This is a genomic window from Taibaiella lutea (assembly GCF_008629695.1).
In the GTDB taxonomy this organism is placed as follows: Bacteria; Bacteroidota; Bacteroidia; order Chitinophagales; family Chitinophagaceae; genus Taibaiella; species Taibaiella lutea.
Genome location: NZ_VWSH01000004.1, coordinates 1 through 20583 on the forward strand (window position 1 = coordinate 1; position 20583 = coordinate 20583).

Here is a 20583-nt window from a genome sequence, read left to right on the forward strand (position 1 = left end):
GTATTGCCGAGGGTGTTCACCTCTTCCCATTCCGAACAGAGAAGTTAAGCCCCTCATGGCCGATGGTACTGGTTAACTCCGGGAGAGTAGGTAGCTGCCATATTTATTACAAAACCTTCAACTCAAATAGTTGAAGGTTTTTTTTATGCACATAAGCGAAATAAGGAAATTACACTACATTTTACCGGATGAACTGCAAAATGAAACCTGAAATTTCTTGATAATTTTATAATGCTTCCTAAGCTCGCAAATCGGATATTTGTGATATGGAACTTCAAACGCGTAATTACCCGTTAATAGTGACGCTGGAACTGGATAAGGAATCAAAAACTTATTTCAACAGTATGCGTAAAAATTATTTTCCTAACCATGCTAATTATCTGGATGCGCACCTGACTTTATTCCATCATCTTCCGTCGAATAACCATTTTATTATGGATACACTCCAGGGTTTTATTCATAAGCCCTGCTTCCGGTTGACGGTATCGCATCTGGTGAATTTTGAAAAGGGAATTGCATTCAATTTACACTCTGAAGAACTGAAAGAATTACATACAGCCATGCAAGAGGCGTTCGACCCTTTTCTCAAGAAGCATGACAAGAAGCCGCTTTGGCCGCATATCACTATCCAGAATAATGTTACGGCTTTTAAAGCTCAAAGGACATTGGAAATATTACAGCAGGATTTTCAGCCTTTTGAAGTTGTTGCAACAGGTATAAGTGTGTGGTATTATATCGGCGGTCCCTGGCGGCCTAATATGTTTATTCCTTTCCGGACATGAATAACTGAAATTTAAAAAGCCTGAATCGTTTAGGATTCAGGCTTTTTAAATGATAAGAAAATGAGTTTAGTTGATGCTCATTTTGCTGCGTAAATCTTGCGGAACTGCATTTTTATTCAGCAGGAAGGCAGTTGTTTTATATAATACATACGCCTTGGTTACATAAAGATATCCTTTGTAATCATTGGTAGTGCCCCAGCTGTTTTTGACAATGTAATATTCTCTTCCGGTCTGGTCTTTAGCTGTACCTACAATGTGCATGCCGTGATCATCTGTCGTGCTATAGTTATCAATTCCTTCCTGGCGTAATTCAGGTGTAATGACTCTTTCGGGTTGAGGGCCGTCAAACATTTTCTTCTTTTCATCGTCGCTCATGTCATCATAATCTTTTTCAGGAACATAAGCCACGCCATTTTTCCAGCTAAATGATTTTTCACTTACATCTGTAGCCCATGCAATGGTATAGCCGTTTTTCAATGCATTGTCAATGATAGTGGTGATATCATTCATTTTTACATTGTAAGCTTCCTGCATAGCCCAGTTATCAGAAACCATCATCATGGTTTTTTTGTAGTAAGGCTTGTCTGCATAGCAAAGAAATTCAACATAGTTATCGGGGTTAAGACCTACTACTTCTTTTGCAAAGGTTTTTGGTGTATATGTTTTGCCTTCCCACTGAAAAGTTTCAGGCACTTTGCCAAGATAGGAATCCAATACTGCGTTGTAAGCTTCTTTCCAGTTTGGAGATAATCTGCCGTTCGGGTTTTTTACATACACTTCGAGCATAGCTTTCAATACGCCCTGCATTTCGGCAAACTTATTTTTACTGAAGCCGTAATGCAAACCAGTGTATAGTTTTTGAGGCATAGCTCCATATTTGGCATACATGTTAATTACATCATGGCATTCGCCGCCATCGCCTAAGGAAGAATTGCCCTGCATTTTGATATATGTTTCTGCTTTATCATTGTAGATGTTTCTTGCAGAAAAAAGAGGCGCAAGCTCAACGGGTGTCTTACCTGCTTTTACCATTTCACTTTCAAGAAAGGAGTTGGTGGAATAGCTCCAGCAAGTGCCTGAGCTGGCCTGGTTTTTAACCGATGTATTAGAAAGTGCAATGACTTCCTTAAATGTGAATTTGGCTTTTGAACTATCACTTGCGTTTTTGTCCAATGACTTCACAAGGTTGTCCTGTGCAACGGCCATTAAAGGCAGGCATAATCCTAATGCGACGATTATTTTCTTCATTTATGTTTTTTTTAAGATGGCTGCTAAGGTAATTAAGAAAGGAGAGAAATCAATATTGTTGGAGGGGGAAAATAAGGGGGAAATGCGGATGATTATGATTTTGGTTGAAGGAGTATTTGTTCTCTCTTCTTTTTTGCTTCGTCGAAAAGCAAGTAACAAAGCTGACAGAAATTGAGACGCTCCGTTGAGTTTGTGGCACCAGGGCTTTGAAGTAAGAATATAGTTCTCTCTTCTTTTTTGCTTCGTCAAAAAAGAAGCAAAAAAGGCGCCACAAATTCAAATGCTCCGCTGAATTTGTGAGGCTGCAGCGCCCCGGCTGTGAGCACAAATTTGGCTGTGGAACAGGTATATCAACAGAATTGGGGTTTAGCAATGTGGATGTTTGTGATTTGGTTTTAAACTTATAACGGTATTTATTCTCTTCTTTTTTGCTTCGCCAAAAAAGAAGCAAAAAAGGCGCCACAAATTCAATTGCTCCGCTGAATTTGTGAGGCTACCGCACCACAGCCGTGAACAAAAGTTTTGCTTTGGAGCGGATACATCGGCAAAATAAAGGACTTAACAATTCAATTGCTCCGCTGAATTTGTGAGGCTTACGCACCCCAGCTGTGAGCACAAATTTGGCTGTGGAACAGGTATATCAACAGAATTGGGGTTTAGCAATGCGGATGTTTGTGATTTGATTGAAGCAGTATTGAACAGAATTTTGGCTTTGGAATAGGTATAGTTCTTTCTTCTTTTTTACCTCGCCAAAAAAGAAGCAAAAAAGGCGCCACAAATTCAATTGCTCCGCTGAATTTGTGGGGTTGTCGCACCCCAGCTGTGAACAAAAGTTTTGCTTTGGAGCGGATACATCGACAAAATAAAGGACTCAACAATTCAATGCTCTGCTGAATTTGTGGGGTTGTCGCACCCCAGCTATGAGCACAAATTTGGTTGTGGAACAGATATATCGGCAGAATAATGGGCTCAGCAATTTTTGAAATGCAAGGCAAGCGGATTGAAATAGTTTCTAATGATTTGGGGGATTGCCTATTTATCCGGATTTTAAATATTTCAGATTTCTAACGCAGCAATGATGCTTTCATAGTCATATTGCAAATCTTCATGCAGGGACCGGACTGCTTTTTCAATTCGCTGCACCTGACGCTGGTAAAGGTTCAGAAGGGTGGGGCTGTTTGAAAAGCCTTTAACACTGCGCTTCATTTGCTGACAAAAGTAAATCAGCAGCTCGGCTTCGGTTTGCTTATTACCGGAGTACTTGATATATTTTGTCACCATCCTGAGAATCTTTCTAATGCTCTTTTTAGCCCAATGCAGGCTGCCCTGATTTATTTCATCGAAGGCTGTATTCATTTCTTCTTTTATTTCATGAATATAGGTTTCTTCATCGTCGGTGTAAAAGAGGAGGTAGCTTAAGAGTTCTTTGTTTTCTTTCTTGTATTTCGCAAGCCGCAGGCATAACTCTTTAATGCCTTTCTGAGAAAGTGTATCTAATTTCTTTTTAAGTTCGGCTATGCCTGCTGTTTCCATATTTACGGCAAAAAATATTGGTTTACGATATTCTTATAAAGACTGCAAAGAGTTCGGTCATTTGTAAATATAACAAAGACGCACAATTGTGCGCCTCTCTATTTCTTATTTAAAAATGAATGCTTGTTTACAGCATTAAAAAACAAAAATCCGGGATCAATTTTTATTCTTCATCCTGCATCATCAGGTAAGCTTTGATAAATTCATCAATCTCTCCGTCCATTACAGGGCCTACGTTACCGACTTCATATTCGGTTCTGTGATCTTTAATCATTTTATAAGGATGGAAAACGTAAGAACGTATTTGCGAGCCCCATTCAATTTTTTTCTTTGTGGCATTGGTAGCATCTTTCAATGCATTGCGTTTTTGTAATTCTATTTCGTAAAGACGGCTTTTCAGCATTTGCATAGCCAATTCCCTGTTGCCCAACTGGCTTCTGTCTTGCTGGCAAACTACCACTATGCCTGTCGGAATATGGGTTAACTGTACTTTTGTTTCTACCTTGTTCACATTCTGGCCACCCGCACCACCACTACGCGATGTTTCCATCTTTACATCAGCAGGGTTTATTTCGATATTAATGGTATCGTCCACCAAAGGATAGGCATACACACTTACAAAAGAAGTATGCCTTCTGGCATTGCTATCAAACGGTGAAATACGCACCAAGCGATGCACGCCACTTTCGGCTTTCAGTAAACCATAGGCAAAGTCGCCGTCAAACTGGAATGTAGCGGTTTTAATACCGGCCCCGTCGCCGTCCTGCCAATCAAGTTCAGTAACCTTCCAGCCTTGTTTCTGGCCGTACATGCGGTACATGCGCGCCAGCATTTCGGCCCAGTCCTGGCTTTCTGTGCCGCCTGCACCGGAGTTGATGGTAACTACGGCGGACATTTCGTCTTCGGGCTGATTTAAGGTAGATTTGAATTCGGCATCGTCCATTTCCTTAACGGCAGCATCATAAGCTTCTTTTACTTCTTCTTCGGTTGCTTCGCCTTCTTTCCAGAATTCAAATAAAGTTGCATAATCGTCCACTTTGCTACCGGCAGATTCATATAAATCTATCCATTGTTTATTGGCGTTCTGCTCTTTTACCACTTTGGTGGCACGTTCGTTATCGTCCCAGAAACCGGGGGATAAGGTAAGCTGGCGATCGCTTTCAAACTTTGCTTTGCGGTCTTCAACTTTAAGATATTTATGTAAATGCGCAACACGGTCACGCAATTCTTTTAGTTGTTCAATAGTCATAACGGGCGCAAAGATAAGAATTTGTTGCAGGAGGAAGCATTGAAAAGAACAGAATTGTATATGAAAGGGTGGTTTATAAAACAGCCGCCGCAGTTTATGAAAGAAATCCTCTTAATATTGTTTTATACAGCCTGATTTGTATAAGGAATGATGGAAATTTCCGTGCGTTCAGAGGTGTTTGCATTGCAGCATGAGGTGTTTGCATGAGTGACAGGGGTGTTCGATTTTGTGTAAGGGGTATTTGATTTCGTGTCAGAGGTGTTCGATTTTGCGTCAGAGGTGTTTGATTTTGTGCACATGTTCATTTCTTCTGTGTCAGCGGCAGTTTCTTCTGATTATATTAAAACCGATTACATGCATGAGGGGTTCGCACGCGCGTAAGAGGGGTTCGCAAGAATGTAAGAGGGATTGGAATTGTTGTAAACGATTGATTATTAATTGCTGTACAGGTTCGCTGCGGGAATAATGGGCTTCGCAGGGATGCAGGAGAGGGTTGCAAGAATGTGCGAGGGGGTGGCTTTATAGTGGCAGGCCTTCTGAGATTTGTCACAATGAATAGCATTGTGGCACGTCTGAATAAAATTGTCCCACACCTCAAAGGTGTGGGACAATTTATGCCTCGAAGGTGCGGGATACTTTGGCTACCAGCCGCTTGCCAGGACGTCTGCAATGTGCATGGTCTTCATTTTTACGCCTTGTTTCTGAATATAGGTGTCTATATGCATGAGACAGGAAAGGTCGGATGAAATAATACATTCGGCACCTGTTTCCACGGCGCTTTTTACTTTGGTATAGGCCATACCGGTTGAAATGGGTTCGTATTTAACGGCGAATGTTCCGCCAAAGCCGCAGCAGGTTTCACATTCTTTCATTTCGGTTAACTCAAGCCCGTTTACGTGTTCGAGTAACTGACGGGGCTGGGTTTTAATATTGCATTCTCTCAGTGAGCCGCAACCGTCGTGATAGGTCGCTTTCATATTGAGGGCTGCGCCTACGTCGGTTACATGAAGCACATTCACTAAAAATTCTGTAAATTCAAATAAATGAACGTTTACTTTTTTGACGGCATTGTGTTCTGCGGAATTTTCAAATAGTTTCTGGTAATAATTGCGCACATAACCGGTGCAGGAACCGCTGGGGGCTACGATATAATGGTCGTGCTCTGAAAAGTCTTTCAGGAATTTCTTGCCTATTTTCCTTGCTTCGTCCCAATAGCCACTGTTGAAGGCAGGTTGTCCGCAGCATGTCTGCTGTGTGTTGTACTGCACTTCACAATTAAATTTCTCTAAAACTTTTACCATATTAAAACCTGTTTCCGGAAACATCTGATCTACGAAACAAGGAATAAATAAATCTACCTTCATTTTATATATTGGTTATGTTATGGTAAGGTTTGGCGCTGCAAAATTTTACCGTATTTCATTATTCGTTACGATTGTCCGAAATTTATCTATATAGGCCGCCTTTTCAGGCCCGGCTCAAAGTAATTTCAATAATCTGTTATCGATATAGTCATAAAGCTGTTGCGGCTGATGTGTGCGCCATGCAGGATAGTCGAGCAAAAAAACATAACGGCTTATTCTGGTGTCTCTTATTTCCTGGTGCGAATGTTCGGGCATATTGAGCATTACTATCCAGCCGCCTTCGTCTTTAATGTCGTCATTCCATTCCTCATAGTAGCTTTCGTCGCTACCATGAAAGTTAAGCACATTTTCGGTTATGAGTATGAATTTATAAATGCCTTTTGCAATCATGGGGTCAATGAGGCTGCGTTTTAGCTGCATTACGTCATTTTCCACGGCATCGTTCCATTCGCCAATCATTTCAATGATGGCATAATTCAGATCATAGTCTGCGAAAAGTATTTTTACATACAGGGTGCGCGAACCGAATTCGTCCCATTGGGGATGAATGTAATAGTTATAAATGGTATTACTGAATTCAAATTCGCTGTATTCCTTCCCGTAAAAAGGTGATAATTCGTCTTCTTCGGCTGCGTATAAATGCCTCCAGTTGTAAAATGGTTCTATCTCGTGCATAAGCCAAAATGCTGCTGTTCTTTCACACAACAAAAAAATGGATAAATTGATTATCCATTTTTCTGAATTCTTTTAAGGTTATTTTATCTGCGCGTCGCCAAACTTAGCCTGCCAGTCCATAATGCCGCCTGCTACGTTCACTGTTTTGGCAAACCCCATGGATTCAAGGAGCATACATGCTTCCATGCTGCGTTTCCCGCTGCGGCAATGAACAATGATTTCTTCATCTTTCCAGTCGTCAATAACATCGGTATCCATCTGGCGCAATTTGCTCAAGGGCAAAAGTAAGGCGCCTATATTGGCTTCATCATATTCATTTGCTTCTCTTACATCGAGTACATGTAAATTTTCGCCCGCGTCCAGACGCGCTTTTAATTGTTCAACAGTTATGTTTTCCATTTTATGCGGTGTTTTTTTTATACAGTAAGCAAAGTTAAATTTTATGGGCAAATGCCAAAAAATATTATGGAGCACAACATTCCTGCAATATGGTTGTTTATGTAAAAGGTGTAATTTTAAAACATCTTAACAACCGAATTTTTAACCATTATTAAAACAATATTTGCTATGTCATTAGGAAAATTCACTTGCGGGATACTTACCGGATTTGCTATGGGATTACTATTTGCACCACAAAAAGGCAGAAAAACCAGAAAACAGGTTATGAATACTGCAGAGTCCTGGAAAAATTCATTGGATAACCTTTTCGGTAAAGGAGAAAACGAACTGGATAAAATAAAGGAGATGCTGGAAAGCGAAGCGGATTTACTGAATCCTGAAATAAGACACAAACTTTTAAGGCTTATAGAGCAAAATAAAAAGACGATTCAGGAGGCAAAACAACAGAGCTTATCCTGATTGTAAGGGCTGCAAAAAACGTTCGGATTGATTTGGGGAAAAATAATCATTCATAAGGGGCATGAATGATGGGTTTTAAACAGGGAGGCTTGCAAAAAGTCTCCCTGTTGTGTTTTATAAAAGCTTTATTTCAGGCCCAATAAAAATTTTCTCATGAATGGCATGAAAACCGGGAACAGAAATGACAATGGTTTCATGCTGCTGCGAAAGGTATTTCCAATAAAATGTTGCCCCGCTGCCACTTCGGTTATTTGTCCCAATGCACTTATGGCATTTTTGACTTTTCTTCTTCTGATATCTGAAAATTCTTTTTCTCTGTTTTGATGTAAAAGATTGGCAAACACATAGCTGTCTTCCATACACATATTCATACCTTTTGCACCTAATGGCGAATGTATATGAGCTGCATCTCCCAATAAATAGATATTGCCTTTGTTATATTTATCTGCTACTTTTTCACTAATGGTGAAATTCGTTTCCCAGCTTATCTTTCCTGTCTTTGTTCCCTTTGGTAAATAATTAAACACGTCTTTCAGATTGCCACCGATACGCCACACGCCATCTCTGATTGGGAGCATCAGCATGGCGCCATCTCTGTAAAAACGATAATGACCTTCTTTGTCTGATACAGGCGTTTCCAGTTCAATATCATACAAAGTGTATTCTTCCTTATGTTCCCGGCCTCTGAAAGCTATGGCTGTTAGTTCCCGCACGCTGCTCCTGCTGCCATCTGCACCAAGAACAATGTCTGTTTCTATCCGGGAAAGCGTATGGTCATTGAGATTCTGGAAATCAAGGCAAAGTTTAGATTGTTGTCGGGAAATATGTTGTAGTTCAAAATTTCGTTTTACAAAAATGTTTTTCTCATTCAGGTAATCTTCCAGTATCTGCTCGGTTTCAAACTGTGGCTGGATAAGCATAAAAGGATAAGGATGCCTGATTTTTGAAAGATGGTTTTTGTAAATAATTTTATCATTGTACCAGAAGTTCATACATTCCATTTTCCAGCCGTTATTCAGGAAACGTTGCGTTATGCCTGATTTTTCGAATAGTTGGAGTGTTACAGGATTGACGCCTAATGCTTTTGTTATTCTTGCTCTTTCTCTTTTTTCAAAAATATCTGGTGCATACCCCAATGCATTCAGGAATACTGCTGCAGAAAGCCCTGTAGCTCCTGCGCCAATGATGCTTATTGATTGGGACATTTTGCGGATGGAATGGTTCCTCAAATTTAAAACAAAAAAGTTAGCGATGGCTTTTAACCATCGCTATTAAATTTCACCTTCTATGTTGACGATGGGTTTGCACCCATCGCTATTATGTTTCACCCTTTCAGGGCTTCACCCAAGCTATTAAGACAGATGTTTGCTTCCTGAATTGTGTATGATTTTTTCAAAATTTATTTTACAGCAGTGATTTTTCCTGCACCTGAAATGTCCTGAGAGATGTTCGGAGAACCTTTATAGCTTACATTGCCGGCGCCGCTTATTTCAACATTCAGTTCTTTCTCAGCATACACATTCGCATTGCCTGAACCGGAAATGTCAATATGTGTTTGCTGGGTCTTTAATTCATAAGCATCTACTTTCGTGCTGCCCGAACCATCTACAGAAAAGGAATTGGCAATACCGCCTAAAATAATTTTACTTGCGCCTGAAGCATCAATGCTGATATTGTTTACTTCCACATCCAGTTTCACTTTTGTTGCACCGCTTAAATCCAATGCCAGTTCATTTGTTTTGATAATGCCTGTGCTGACGTAGCCACCGGCACCACTTGCACTCAACTCATGAAAATCAGGAGCGGTAATGTGTATAACGATATCTTTTGTGGGATTGACGGAAACATTGTTCTTAAACTTCAATATCAGCTTATCGCCTTCTTTCTTTACTTCAATCAAGTCCAGGATATTGTCTTCCGCGTCGATCTTCACTGCATAGTTATCGCCCTGCGTCAGATACACTTTCATGGAGGAGCTTATGTCTATATTTTTAAACCCAGTCTCATTATATTCTTTTGTTATTACATGGCCGCTGCCTTTGGTACCTGATATCATACAGGATGAGCCAAATATTAATGCAATAGCTGCAATGATGGAGAGCTTTTTCATAATTTCAATTGTTTTTGTGTTTTGGTTATTTGATGGTTCAGACAATAATAGATCTAATGTACGAGAAGATTCGTAACGGAGCCATTTTGATGCGTTACTATTTTAAAAAAAGTTAATGACGGGTTTTGAGATTATATATTTTCAAATGAGGGGATGTTAGCAAACAGGACAGGGCTGCATCTAACATACTTGAATCAGGCCCTTATTAAAACCTGTGAGATTTTCAAAACCTCACAGGTTTCCTGAAATGGAATACGGTACCTGTTAACATTAGGTTCGGACCCATTGCTATTATACTTCACCTCTTTCAGGGCTTTTAAAAATAACGACATTGCCTTTATCCCGAGGGCTGAGTTAGTAACATGTTCGGGAGTTCTCTTCGCTACATAAAATCATTTCGTTATACTACCTGATTTTATTTCGGTCGAGATGACGAGATAAGTTAACTTATTGTATAGTTCCTAAAACAATTTCAGCTTGCTCAATCTGTCCATTTCTTTCTGAAGGATCTGATCGAATGCGCGTAGCCTGGCTTCCTTGTTTCTGTAAATGAGGCGATGATCCAGAACTGCTTTTGCAATGGCCTGCACATCGTCTTCTGTCACAAAGCTCCTGCCTTTCACCAAAGCAAATGCGCGAAGGCAACGCAAAAAGGCAATGCCTGAACGGGTACTGGCTCCCAAGGTAATTTCACTATGCTCTCGGGTGCCTCTCACAATGTTTGAAACGGCCTGTATAATTTCGTCATGAACAAATACGGCGTCTGCTTCTTTTTGCAGATTTAATATATCATGCAGGCTTAATACTTGTTGCAGATGTTCCAGGTTACTTTGTATCTGTGTATAATTACGGTAGATGTCGATTTCTGTTCCGGCATCTACATAGCCAAAATAAATCTTCATGAAGAAACGGTCGAGTTGGGCAGCAGGCAAAGGATAGGTGCCTTCCATCTCTACAGGGTTCTGGGTGGCAATAGTAAAGAACAAGTCTTCCAGCTTAATAGTCGTATCGCCCACGGTAATCTGTCCTTCGGCCATACATTCCAGTAAAGCGCTTTGTACTTTCGGCGAAGCGCGGTTGATTTCATCGGCCAATAAAACATTGCAGAATAAAGGCCCTTTTTTGAATATGAAATCGGTGTTTTTTTCGTCGAACAAATGAGAACCGATTAAATCCATCGGTAACAAATCGGGGGTAAACTGAACACGTTTGAACAATACGGTTGCTTCATCGTTCTGCCCGCTGATGGATTGGGCCAGTGTGCGTGCCAATACGGTTTTACCTGTGCCGGGATTGTCTTCCATTAAAACGTGGCCTTTTGCCAAAAGACAGGTAATGACCATTTCAATCTGCGGACGTTTTCCCCTGATAACACTTTCCATGTGTTGTATCAGGAGGGGAATATTATTTGTGGTAACGGAAGCTGCGGAATTAAAGTCCATCTTAAAAATAGCTGTTTTGCAATATACAATGATAAGGATTTATTCTGTTCGGGAGCGGCAAATTGACAAAATTGCAGCAATATTCCCTGTTAAAATTCAGGATTCCCACCTCACTTCCGAGTAATCAACCTGACCCTGCATGGGCGGATGCAGCTTACGGACGGCTACCGTCATTTTACTGCCCGGATAAACGTATTCAATTTTATGAACAATGCGTTGGACGATAGTCTCGAGTAAAGCAGTGGGCTCTTGCACTGCCTCCATGGCAAACTGATGTAATATGGTATAGTCTATAAGCGGTAGTTCTTCAATTATGGCAGGCATGGAAACGGAAATATTAATTTCTATATCGTTTTGCGTAAAGGCTTCCTGCGGATATAAACCGATGGGGGCTTTGAATTTTACACCTGAAAGAGATACGGTAAGCATTTATTCTTTTGAATTTTGAATTCAAAGCTAAACAATTTTGAATGGCGGGGGATGTTGTGGGGGAAAGGTTTTGGAATGCAAATTAATTTTGAAACAAGGCTCTTCTTAAAAAGTCCATTATCATGCTTTTAAAATACAAAAAGAAAATTCTGTAATGATGAAACATAATAGCGATGGGTCCAAACCCATCGCTAATTCTATTACATTACAATTTTTATTTTGCTCTTATCAATTCAGATTCTTTTAAATATGCTTCGATTTCTTCCTCTGTAGGATTCAGTTTTACTATTTTATTTCCTTTGCCTACCAAAACCATATATGGTATGCTTTCAATGTTGAAATATTTAACGTCATCAGTTTCAGTGCCATTTAATGCAGAGTAGTTATCCCAGGGAATTTCATGCTTTTTAACTGCGTTAACCCAGGCGTCGTAACTCTTGTCAACTGATAATGAAATAATTTTGAATTTCTTTTTTGAATTTGCGGTATGTATTTTCTTAAGTGCCGGTAAGGCCTGAATGCATGGCATACACCAGGATGCCCAGTAGTCAATTAAATAAATGTGCTGAGGGTCCAGTTTTAGTTCATGCCAATGTTTGTTTACATCAGAAACCTTAATAACAGGAAAGGGTTTGCCGATTATTGAATCAGGATTAAACTGAAGGCTGTATCCAATTTGTTTGCCGACAGCGCTGTTCCTGATTTGCGCGGAGAATAAAGGAAATATTTTTTTAGCAAATTCCTTATCTGAATTTATAAAGTATTGGGCTGTTCCGAAGATTCCAAAACTGTTAGGATATATTCCGGTGAAATAAATAAGCGTATCCTTAAACAGATGTTGCAGAGAATCACCTGCCTTTGATCCTCTTATTGAATTCCCGATTGCATAATACAATGACTTTGTTTTCGTTTCAAAATCCTGCAGCATATCATTTTGCGGCGAATGAGCATAACGCACTGCAGAATCTGCATGCCCGGTTATTTTAGTTATACCCGTATCCAATACAATGGGATAAAAAGAACGGTTTGTATCAGAGACTAAAGAATAATATTTCATATCACTAAATTGTCCATGAAAAGAAAAGGTATCATTCAATGGGGCGACTGAGTCAATGGGTAGCGCATTTTCCCGGTTTTGCAATCCGCCATATACAGGCATGAGGTAGAATGTGTGTCCCTTGGCGTCTTTTATGTCAAGTGATATATGATAGTCATTTTTTTGTGCCCATACCGAAGCGGGCAAAAGAAGCAGTAAAAACCATATTTGTTTCATATATGTATTTATTTTTTTAAGTTCATTTTTTTAATATTTCCGTGGTTCTTTCTTTACACGGACGTTTTCTTGAATAAATAAGTGTTTGTAGTATTACCTACAAAAACCATGCCAAACTCTATGGGAATTGAAGTTTTTTCACAATCAACATTATTCATCGGAGCTATTTGTGTATTTTTCTATTCAATTTTTCTTGTTGTACAGCCATTAAATTATGTTTAGCACATTTGGACGTTATTTAAATAGCTTAGCTATGCTCTGAAATTATTTATCCATGCTTCACAACAGTTCATCTATTCTTCGAAGCAAAGGGCATCGTCGCTGTTGTGTCTTTTGAGTAACAGCAATAACAACAAAGGCCATTTCGTAAAGAAATGGCCTTTGTCTTGTCTTAAAATTATTTTTCTATTTTACTTTGCTGAATTTATAAGCGCCGTCTTTTATATTATTATTCTTGTCCAGCAGCTTTACGAAATAAGCGCCTGTAGCAAGATTATTCAAGTCGATAGTTATGGCTGTGCCTGTAATTAAATGTGTCAGAACTTCTTTACCCACAGCATCTGTAATGATGATTAACTGAGTAGTAGCAGCTTCGGCACCGAGGTCAACAGTAATGTAATCTTTTGCCGGATTAGGATACAGGGTGATGCTGTTATCATTGCTGAAATTAACCATCCGTATTTCGCTGTATTCCGATTTTCCGTCGAGGTTCACCATTTTCAGGCGGTAATAATTTTTACCTGCCAGTGGTTTTTTATCCCAATAATTATAAGCAACGTTTTCGTTGGAATTGGCAGGTGCCACAACTTTCCCTTTAAATTCAAAGTTCTTGATGTCGCCGCTTCGTTCAATCTCAAAGTGCGATGCATTCTTTGTACTTAATGTATTCCAGAAGAGATGTGCTTCGTCCTCAACCCTTACTGCTTCAAAGCCTCCGAGCGTAATGCCTAAAGGTACAGGCGCATCAATAGTAACAATGACCATTGCAATATTTGAAGGATTGCCGTTCACGTCATTGATTACATAATAAAAAGTATCGATACCCGTGAATCCCGGATTCGGATCGTATTTGAAAGTACCGTCGCTTAAAACTGTAGCTGTTCCGTGGCTTGGCTGTTGTACAATAGTAAGGGAAGGCGTATCGATAGGGTAGCAGGCAGATAAATCGTTGATAAGCACTCTGATGTTTACCGAACTGCCCGGAGTGGTAAAAGTACTGTCGTTGGTAGCTTTCAACGAGTCGACAACCACAGTAAGCGGCTGCGAAAAATCGCCCACGCATCCGGTTGTACCGGTACATCTGAGTGTATAAACACCGGGTTGTGTAATGACAAAAGCAGTATCTGTAGAAATCAGGACATTATCCTTGAACCATTCCACAGTAGTAGCATTAGGCAGCGCAAGCACTGCTGTGCTCAGTTTTAATGAATCGCCTTCGCACACATTCAATACCTGTGCATTAACCGGCTTAATGGAAAACAGGCATAAAAACAGCAGAGATAAAATAGTAAGACTTTTCATGAAATCAGCATTATTCTTAATTGAAAATTGAAAACCGGCAGCAGCATAAAATGACTGCTGCCGGTTTTTTATTAAACGGTTATACTAAAATTAGATACCGCTGATTGTTGTAGACGGAGCAATAGGAAGCGGATCGATTACGATAGTAGCTGTAGCTGTAGAGCTGCAAGCAGAACCTGTTACGTTCATACCACTGTAAGAAGAGGTAACAGAATAAGTGTAAGAACCTGCTGTACCCGGAGTCGGAGTTGTAGCAGCGCCATTTGAACCTTGAGTGATAGTACCAGTACCTGTACCACCAGACCAGTTACCCCATGTAATAGTTACGCCTGAAGGTAAAGTAGGAGCAGAGCTTGTAGGAGCAGTCAGGTTAATTGTAGAAGCAGTAGCACCGGTATTCATAGCACAACTGTTAGCCAAAGTAGGTGCAGTCAAGGTCGGAGCAGGAACCAATGTTACATAGATGTCCTGAGGATCAGAATAACAACCTGCGCCTGAAGATGCTTCAACAGTGTAGTGCAAAGTAGTAGTGCTGGTTACAGGTGTTGCTGCAGCAGAAACTGTAAGCGCTGATGATGTTTCACTTAAAACTGTACCTGAGTTGTCTTTCCAACGGTATCCGGAAGCATTAACAGTACCGGACGCGATAGATGTAGCAGCAGTCAGTTTGTAGCCTGAAGCTGCACAAACTGTGTAAGGATCGGCACTTGTACCTGTACCTGCGAAAGAAGCAAAAGAAGCGCATACTGATGCAACTACGATTGCAAGTGACCTGAAGATTGATTTTTTGTTCATTTTGTTTTAATTTTAATTGGTTGGTTAAATTTTTAAGTGTTTATTAAAGGTTATAAAAGACTAAATAGATTGGTAATCGATAGACGGTACCGGTGGTGCCGGATCTGCGTGGACATTCTGTGTAAGATTGTCATTGCAGGAACCAACTACATCACTGAGCGCATTTACGGTTGGGGGGTAACTATATTCTACTCTTACATTGTAATTATTGTCTATGGTGGCATCCTGAGGCGTCATTACCTGTGCCTGTGCCTGATCAGTCGGTCCCAGTATGCCGGCATTGCCCAAACTTCCTCCACCCATAATATTGCCCTGATCAACAGTCCAGTTATATGCTACGCCTATTCCCGGAGGCAGCGTCAAAGCTGATGTGCCTGTACCACCGTTAATTTTCGCAGTAAGCGTAATATCATGCGATAAGTGCTCACAATATGGCGGTGTATATCCTGTAATAGCTAACTCCATCTTTGGCAAAAAGTAAACGACATAAGTACCTTGTTCAGACCAGCAGGCATTATTATTCATCACTTTCAAATGGTAGGTCTTAGTAACATAACTATTGCCAACCGTAGCCGCACCTAAAGCCTGTACTATAATGTTATTGCTGTCTGCGCCGGGCATTCCCGTATTATCTTCCGACCAGGCATAATGATCAAAACCAACCGGACCTTTTAAACGAAACCCTTGTTCCGCACACACATAGTAAACCGCATCCGGAACGGATTGAGCATTACCCTTTACAGATGCCATCAGAACGATAACAAAGGCAAATGCTGCGGTTAATATGTTTTTTGAAAAGGTCATTTGTTTAATCAGTTCATTTATAAGTTTGATATTAATAAGGTTGGTTTATTGGGACTTACCGAAACCGTTGTCGTTATAGTCTTTACATCTGCGTATGTCAATGTGCTTCCGGACAGGGAACCGATTTTATAGCTGATGGTATTGCTGCCGGTATATCCTGTTGTCGGTGTGTACAAAACACTTGCCGATGTACTGTTATAACTTATTTTATAGGTACCCTTCGAGGTAACAGTAAGTGTGGGGGTTGTTGCTGTGGCCGACACTGTATCTGTACCGTTAATAATTTTAAGTGAACTCCAGCTTATTGTTGTACCGCTTGCCGCTGTTGCAGGCACATTAATACTTACTGCTGCATTTTTACAGGTAGTTGCCGTAAGGTTATTAACTGTCGGTGGTGTGCCACCGCAACTAACGGTAGAATTTACTGTTCCGCTAATGGAGCCTGAACATATAGAACCGCCGGAGAAAGTACCTCCTGAATTCGTTGTGGTACCGCCAACTGTTGTGGTACCGCCTGTTCCCTGCACCCATTGCGAGGTAGAACCTTGCAAATTCATATTATTATCTACAACGGTTGTACCATTATTATGGAATATAACACCCGTTCCTACGCACAAACTTCCATGAACTGTAAGTGAACCGTCATTTGTAAATTGTCCCGCACTCTTATTACCCATTGACATACAAGGATTGGAGCAGTCGCTTGAACTTCCGGGGCAGTTTACTATTATGCTACCCGCATTTTGCAATGCTCCGTGTTGAAAAGTCCCTTTTTGGAAAGTCAATGTTGCTCCTGCATTATTGTAAATAGCACCGTCATTGTTTTCAACATTCGAGAAACTTACCGTACCGTTATTGGTGAAGGGGTAATTCGTACCATTTAATATTGTCACTTTACTCGGGGCGGTAGCTGTAAATACGCCACCCGTGTTATTGGTAATTTTAGCACCTTGAATACTTACCTGTCCGGTGTTGGTAAAAATCATAGTACCGGAGTTGTTAAACACGCCGTTTGACAAGCTTGTTCCGCTATATTTGAATGTACCGCCACTATAAATATTCACTGTTACATTTGAATTTATGTTTCCATTGAATTCTAATGTTCCGTACACGCTCACTGTAACATTGCTAAGGCTCAGGTTTTGACTTCCGGTTAATGTAACGCCCGTTTTAATACACAATACATTATTACTACCATTAAAATTCATGTTACTGAGCGTTGCATTTCCCGTAACGCAAACTGTCTGACCATTTGGATTAACATTATTCCATGTGTTAGGATCGTTTGTCACGGTTATATTGCAGCCAGAGTTACATTGCTGTGCGTCAGCAAACTGAATTGTTAAAATGAATAATATAATAGTTGTTAAAAAACGCATTTATGTCAATAACAGTTATTTGTAATAGACTGTAATATTGTTTGTTGATTTGTTGTGGAAAACTACTGTTATTTTCCTTTTGACTTTCTTTAACAAAAGTAGGGCCGATTTTAAGATTTGCACAGTCAAAAAAGTCGGAAAATTGGTGCGATATGTATATGTTTATACAGAAAATTGATTTTTTAATCAGAAAGTCTATATCATGAAAAAAGATGTAGCTATATTGTGTAATAAATTCCCCAAATCGGGAATTTTATAATGTGATTTATTCTTCTGAAAATACTCCATTAAAATGCAGTATTTTCGATAACTTATTTTCTATTAAGCAGTTATCATTTTTTCTTTCTTTTTTAATTATATTGAATAAACATATGTTGCTTAATAGAAAGCTTTGACTACTTACAAATATTTGCATATTTAAGTATGCGCTTTTTAAATTCTACGGTTTATGAATGAAAAGTTATTTCAATATTTATGGAGCAATAAATTGTTTAACCCTGTCGGCCTTAAAACAACCGAAGGAGAAGATGTGGACGTTATACATCCCGGAATAATTAATACAAATGCAGGCCCCGATTTTCTGGAAGGGAGGGTAAGGATTGCAGACAAAATATGGGTTGGCAATATTGAATTACACCTTAAAAGTTCTGATTGGCATAAGCACGGACACGCAGCCAATCCTGATTATCAAAACATTATTTTGCATGTAGTGTATGAAGATGATGAACCGATAAGGGGCATTGTTTTTCCTACTCTGGAAATGAAACATCATTTTAATGAAGGGGTTATTGAACGTTATCATCATTTAATGAACCTGCAAAATCCGATAGCCTGTCAGCGTAAGATAAAGGAGGTGCCCGAAATTGTCTGGAATCATTGGCTGGACAGTTTGCTTGCAGAAAGGTGGGAACAGCGTCTGGAAGAATGGAAACAATATTGGGAGGAATCGGGCAATGACTGGCGCACCTTATTATATTACAGGCTGGCAGCTAATTTTGGTTTCCATACAAATCGGGATGCATTTCTTGAACTTACCTTTTCCGTTCCTTTGGATATCCTGGTTAAGCACAGAAAGAATATAATGCAGATTGAGGCCTTGCTTTTTGTTAAATCAGGATTACTGACAGGCAAATTACAGGATGAATACATGCAAAGCCTGGAAAAAGAGTATCATTTCCTCAGGCGTAAATATCAGCTGATACCGATGGTGGCGCATCGCTGGAAATTCATGCGGATGCGGCCGTCCAATTTTCCTACTATCAGGATTGCGCAATTTGCAATGCTGATTCACAAAAGCCTGGAGCTGTTTGCCCACATGTTGGAAATTAAAAATGCCAAAGATTTATTTCCTTTATTGGACATATATGCAAGCCCTTATTGGGATAATCATTACAGGTTTGGAGAAATCTCCGAAGAAGTTCAGGTAAAGTATCTTGGAAAAGACAGCATCCGGAATATTCTGATAAATACGGTTGCTCCTATGCAATATTTATATGCAAAATTACAAGGAAAGACTTCTCTGATTGAAAACAGCGTTCAACTGCTTCAGGGAATCAAAGCGGAGAAGAATAACATACTGAACGAGTGGAACAATATTGGCATCAAACCAAAAGATGCAGCGCAATCACAAGCGCTGCTGCAATTATTCAATCAATATTGTAACAACAAAAGATGCCTGGAATGCAGCGTGGGAAATCGTCTGATTAGAAAAGCCTGAATAGTAATCGTACCTTTAAAATTGATTTGGCAAGCAAGATGCTGAACCTTGCCTGCCAAAATATAATAGTTGCATTACCAATGAAAAGTAACGGTCTTTTTGATGTCGGGATGCAGGCTCAGGTAAACCGGACAGGTCAATGCCGCATGTTCCATAATGCTTTTTTGCTTATCTGTAAACGAATCCTGTCCCTTCATATAAATATGCACTACAATTTCTCCGATTCGTCTCGGGTCGGCGACCATAATTTTTTCAATACTGCATTCGGTAAGATCGACGTTAATATTATGTGTGCGCCCTGCAATGCCCATAATAGAAATCATGCAACTGCCCAAAGCAGTGGCTACAAGATCGGTCGGAGAAAACTTTTCTCCCAATCCATGATTATCTTTCGGAGCATCCGTTTCAATAACCGTTCCTGATTGCAGATGTGTTGCTGTTGTCCTTAAATTGCCGTTATAAATAATTTTGGAAGTCATACAGGTTTTTTAATTAAATTTACATTGCTAATATCCTCTTAATGAATTTAACAGCCAAATATATTTTCTTTTTAGCCTTATCGTTAGCGCCTTACAGTCTGTTGGCGCAGCGGAGTAAAATGACTTATCGCAATCGTCTGGGGGATACAACTGTTTTGGTAAACACGGCGGTAAAGCCGCCAAGAGTAAAAGGCCCGCCGGCATTGACAAGTGAATTTAGTGGCGGTATAAAATTCAATTCCGACGGTTACGGTATTTTCCTGGATAAAGGCTGGCTGAAAGGTGGCGAAGACTTCGGGGCTGAAAATAAAGACAAGCTCTTTAATGTGCGCCTGTTGGAATTTGAGTTGATAGAACGTAAACATCCTAAAGAAAAAAGAACCAATAGCGCTCCCGGCTTTGTGGGTATCCAATCCAATTCTTATATACTCGGTAAGATAAATAATTTTTATGTTGCCAAGTTAGGTTATGGTAATCGCCGTATGATTGCCGGCAAGCCCGACCCGGGTTGCTTTTCTGTCCATTGGGTTTATCTGGGAGGTATTGCCGCCGGTCTTGTCAAGCCTTATTATTTAAGAATTTACGGCGCAGGCGATCAGAAATATGTTGACTCTTCTGATATTGAGAATTTTATAAACCCCAATAATATTGAAGGCCGTTCCAGTTTCTTTAAAGGTTTTAATGAATTGAAAATAGTGCCGGGACTTTATTTCAAAACAGGATTGCATTTCGATTTTTCCAGCAGCCGGAAAACACTCTGGGCTTTGGAAATAGGCGTAAACGGAGAAGCTTATACGCAGAAAATCCAACAAATGGTTTTATCGGATCCTAAATCAATATTTCTGAATTTTTATGCCGGCCTTTCTTTCGGAAAACTCAGATAAAAATACTTTTCAGGGAGAGGCGTCAATATAAGGTCATCTTT

The 20583-nt window shown here is 39.9% G+C and carries 20 protein-coding genes and 1 rRNA gene; 5 read left to right on the forward strand and 16 right to left on the reverse strand.

Features of this window, described 5'->3' with window-relative positions; translation table 11 throughout:
* Both rrf and F0919_RS14925 read left to right on the forward strand, forming a co-directional pair.
* Positions 1–103, forward strand: a 5S ribosomal RNA gene (gene rrf / locus F0919_RS14920); the annotation flags it as partial.
* 163 nt (positions 104–266) lie between these two features.
* The gene (locus tag F0919_RS14925) at positions 267–782 is read left to right on the forward strand and encodes a 2'-5' RNA ligase family protein (protein WP_150033594.1); all 516 of its coding nucleotides are present in this window, start codon (positions 267–269) and stop codon (positions 780–782) included.
* A gap of 66 nt (positions 783–848) precedes the next feature.
* Here F0919_RS14925 and F0919_RS14930 read toward each other — a convergent pair whose 3' ends face one another.
* From F0919_RS14930 to F0919_RS14955, 6 genes are all read right to left on the reverse strand, one after another.
* The gene (locus tag F0919_RS14930; protein ID WP_150033595.1) at positions 849–2030 is read right to left on the reverse strand and encodes a C1 family peptidase; all 1182 of its coding nucleotides are present in this window, start codon (positions 2028–2030) and stop codon (positions 849–851) included.
* A 1056-nt stretch (positions 2031–3086) separates the two neighbouring features.
* A complete protein-coding gene (locus tag F0919_RS14935; protein WP_150033596.1) occupies positions 3087–3563 on the reverse strand; it encodes a hypothetical protein in 477 nt (158 codons plus the stop codon).
* Positions 3564–3726: 163 nt separating this feature from the next.
* A complete protein-coding gene (gene prfB / locus F0919_RS14940) occupies positions 3727–4812 on the reverse strand; it encodes a peptide chain release factor 2 (protein WP_150033597.1) in 1086 nt (361 codons plus the stop codon).
* A 641-nt stretch (positions 4813–5453) separates the two neighbouring features.
* Complete coding sequence (locus tag F0919_RS14945) at positions 5454–6176, reverse strand: (Fe-S)-binding protein (RefSeq protein WP_150033598.1); 723 nt, start codon at positions 6174–6176, stop codon at positions 5454–5456.
* Positions 6177–6290: 114 nt separating this feature from the next.
* Positions 6291–6851: a hypothetical protein gene (locus tag F0919_RS14950; protein WP_150033599.1), complete on the reverse strand. Its 561-nt coding sequence runs from the start codon at positions 6849–6851 to the stop codon at positions 6291–6293.
* Positions 6852–6929: 78 nt separating this feature from the next.
* The gene (locus F0919_RS14955) at positions 6930–7250 is read right to left on the reverse strand and encodes a rhodanese-like domain-containing protein (RefSeq protein WP_150033600.1); all 321 of its coding nucleotides are present in this window, start codon (positions 7248–7250) and stop codon (positions 6930–6932) included.
* 168 nt (positions 7251–7418) lie between these two features.
* Between F0919_RS14955 and F0919_RS14960 the strand changes: the two genes are divergently transcribed.
* Positions 7419–7709, forward strand: coding sequence for a YtxH domain-containing protein (locus F0919_RS14960; RefSeq protein WP_150033601.1), 291 nt, complete (start codon positions 7419–7421; stop codon positions 7707–7709).
* A 125-nt stretch (positions 7710–7834) separates the two neighbouring features.
* Here the strand turns inward: F0919_RS14960 and F0919_RS14965 are convergent, their stop codons facing one another.
* The 9 genes from F0919_RS14965 to F0919_RS15005 all read right to left on the reverse strand — a co-directional run bounded on the left by F0919_RS14965 (position 7835) and on the right by F0919_RS15005 (position 17462).
* Positions 7835–8914: an FAD-dependent oxidoreductase gene (locus F0919_RS14965; protein ID WP_150033602.1), complete on the reverse strand. Its 1080-nt coding sequence runs from the start codon at positions 8912–8914 to the stop codon at positions 7835–7837.
* Between the two features lie 194 nt (positions 8915–9108).
* Entirely contained in the window at positions 9109–9819 is a 711-nt protein-coding gene (locus tag F0919_RS14970; RefSeq protein WP_150033603.1) for a head GIN domain-containing protein, read from the reverse strand.
* Positions 9820–10280: 461 nt separating this feature from the next.
* Positions 10281–11261: an AAA family ATPase gene (locus tag F0919_RS14975; RefSeq protein ID WP_216629439.1), complete on the reverse strand. Its 981-nt coding sequence runs from the start codon at positions 11259–11261 to the stop codon at positions 10281–10283.
* Between the two features lie 96 nt (positions 11262–11357).
* Positions 11358–11690: a dihydroneopterin aldolase gene (locus tag F0919_RS14980; RefSeq protein WP_150033604.1), complete on the reverse strand. Its 333-nt coding sequence runs from the start codon at positions 11688–11690 to the stop codon at positions 11358–11360.
* Positions 11691–11904: 214 nt separating this feature from the next.
* A complete protein-coding gene (locus F0919_RS14985) occupies positions 11905–12963 on the reverse strand; it encodes a thioredoxin-like domain-containing protein (RefSeq protein ID WP_150033605.1) in 1059 nt (352 codons plus the stop codon).
* 405 nt (positions 12964–13368) lie between these two features.
* Positions 13369–14484 (reverse strand): Ig-like domain-containing protein, encoded by a 1116-nt coding sequence (locus F0919_RS14990; RefSeq protein ID WP_150033606.1) that lies wholly within the window; start codon positions 14482–14484, stop codon positions 13369–13371.
* Positions 14485–14574: 90 nt separating this feature from the next.
* On the reverse strand, positions 14575–15279 hold the full coding sequence (locus tag F0919_RS14995) for a hypothetical protein (protein WP_150033607.1): 705 nt from the start codon (positions 15277–15279) through the stop codon (positions 14575–14577).
* A 60-nt stretch (positions 15280–15339) separates the two neighbouring features.
* Positions 15340–16083 (reverse strand): hypothetical protein, encoded by a 744-nt coding sequence (locus F0919_RS15000; protein WP_150033608.1) that lies wholly within the window; start codon positions 16081–16083, stop codon positions 15340–15342.
* A gap of 17 nt (positions 16084–16100) precedes the next feature.
* Positions 16101–17462 (reverse strand): hypothetical protein, encoded by a 1362-nt coding sequence (locus F0919_RS15005; protein WP_150033609.1) that lies wholly within the window; start codon positions 17460–17462, stop codon positions 16101–16103.
* Positions 17463–17910: 448 nt separating this feature from the next.
* On the opposite strand from F0919_RS15005, the gene F0919_RS15010 reads away from it, so the two are divergent.
* Positions 17911–19179, forward strand: coding sequence for a DUF2851 family protein (locus tag F0919_RS15010; protein WP_150033610.1), 1269 nt, complete (start codon positions 17911–17913; stop codon positions 19177–19179).
* 74 nt (positions 19180–19253) lie between these two features.
* Here the strand turns inward: F0919_RS15010 and F0919_RS15015 are convergent, their stop codons facing one another.
* Positions 19254–19658: an OsmC family protein gene (locus F0919_RS15015; protein ID WP_150033611.1), complete on the reverse strand. Its 405-nt coding sequence runs from the start codon at positions 19656–19658 to the stop codon at positions 19254–19256.
* 41 nt (positions 19659–19699) lie between these two features.
* Here F0919_RS15015 and F0919_RS15020 point away from each other — a divergent pair, with 41 nt between their 5' ends.
* Positions 19700–20542 carry a hypothetical protein gene (locus tag F0919_RS15020; protein WP_150033612.1) on the forward strand — a complete coding sequence of 281 codons (843 nt, stop codon included), beginning with the start codon at positions 19700–19702 and terminating at the stop codon, positions 20540–20542.
* Positions 20543–20583: the final 41 nt, after the last annotated feature.

Bases quoted from the DNA above. Each gene is read 5' to 3' on its own strand.
- F0919_RS14935 (WP_150033596.1), bottom strand. From the start codon at position 3,563: ATGGAAACAGCAGGCATAGCCGAACTTAAAAAGAAATTAGATACACTT.
- F0919_RS14980 (WP_150033604.1), bottom strand. From the start codon at position 11,690: ATGCTTACCGTATCTCTTTCAGGTGTAAAATTCAAAGCCCCCATCGGT.
- F0919_RS14985 (WP_150033605.1), bottom strand. From the start codon at position 12,963: ATGAAACAAATATGGTTTTTACTGCTTCTTTTGCCCGCTTCGGTATGG.
- F0919_RS14960 (WP_150033601.1), top strand. From the start codon at position 7,419: ATGTCATTAGGAAAATTCACTTGCGGGATACTTACCGGATTTGCTATG.
- F0919_RS14925 (WP_150033594.1), top strand. From the start codon at position 267: ATGGAACTTCAAACGCGTAATTACCCGTTAATAGTGACGCTGGAACTG.
- F0919_RS14945 (WP_150033598.1), bottom strand. From the start codon at position 6,176: ATGAAGGTAGATTTATTTATTCCTTGTTTCGTAGATCAGATGTTTCCG.
- F0919_RS15000 (WP_150033608.1), bottom strand. From the start codon at position 16,083: ATGACCTTTTCAAAAAACATATTAACCGCAGCATTTGCCTTTGTTATC.
- F0919_RS15010 (WP_150033610.1), top strand. From the start codon at position 17,911: ATGAATGAAAAGTTATTTCAATATTTATGGAGCAATAAATTGTTTAAC.
- F0919_RS15015 (WP_150033611.1), bottom strand. From the start codon at position 19,658: ATGACTTCCAAAATTATTTATAACGGCAATTTAAGGACAACAGCAACA.
- F0919_RS14955 (WP_150033600.1), bottom strand. From the start codon at position 7,250: ATGGAAAACATAACTGTTGAACAATTAAAAGCGCGTCTGGACGCGGGC.
- F0919_RS14975 (WP_216629439.1), bottom strand. From the start codon at position 11,261: ATGGACTTTAATTCCGCAGCTTCCGTTACCACAAATAATATTCCCCTC.
- prfB (WP_150033597.1), bottom strand. From the start codon at position 4,812: ATGACTATTGAACAACTAAAAGAATTGCGTGACCGTGTTGCGCATTTA.
- F0919_RS14930 (WP_150033595.1), bottom strand. From the start codon at position 2,030: ATGAAGAAAATAATCGTCGCATTAGGATTATGCCTGCCTTTAATGGCC.
- F0919_RS14995 (WP_150033607.1), bottom strand. From the start codon at position 15,279: ATGAACAAAAAATCAATCTTCAGGTCACTTGCAATCGTAGTTGCATCA.
- F0919_RS14965 (WP_150033602.1), bottom strand. From the start codon at position 8,914: ATGTCCCAATCAATAAGCATCATTGGCGCAGGAGCTACAGGGCTTTCT.
- F0919_RS14970 (WP_150033603.1), bottom strand. From the start codon at position 9,819: ATGAAAAAGCTCTCCATCATTGCAGCTATTGCATTAATATTTGGCTCA.
- F0919_RS15005 (WP_150033609.1), bottom strand. From the start codon at position 17,462: ATGCGTTTTTTAACAACTATTATATTATTCATTTTAACAATTCAGTTT.
- F0919_RS15020 (WP_150033612.1), top strand. From the start codon at position 19,700: ATGAATTTAACAGCCAAATATATTTTCTTTTTAGCCTTATCGTTAGCG.
- F0919_RS14990 (WP_150033606.1), bottom strand. From the start codon at position 14,484: ATGAAAAGTCTTACTATTTTATCTCTGCTGTTTTTATGCCTGTTTTCC.
- F0919_RS14950 (WP_150033599.1), bottom strand. From the start codon at position 6,851: ATGCACGAGATAGAACCATTTTACAACTGGAGGCATTTATACGCAGCC.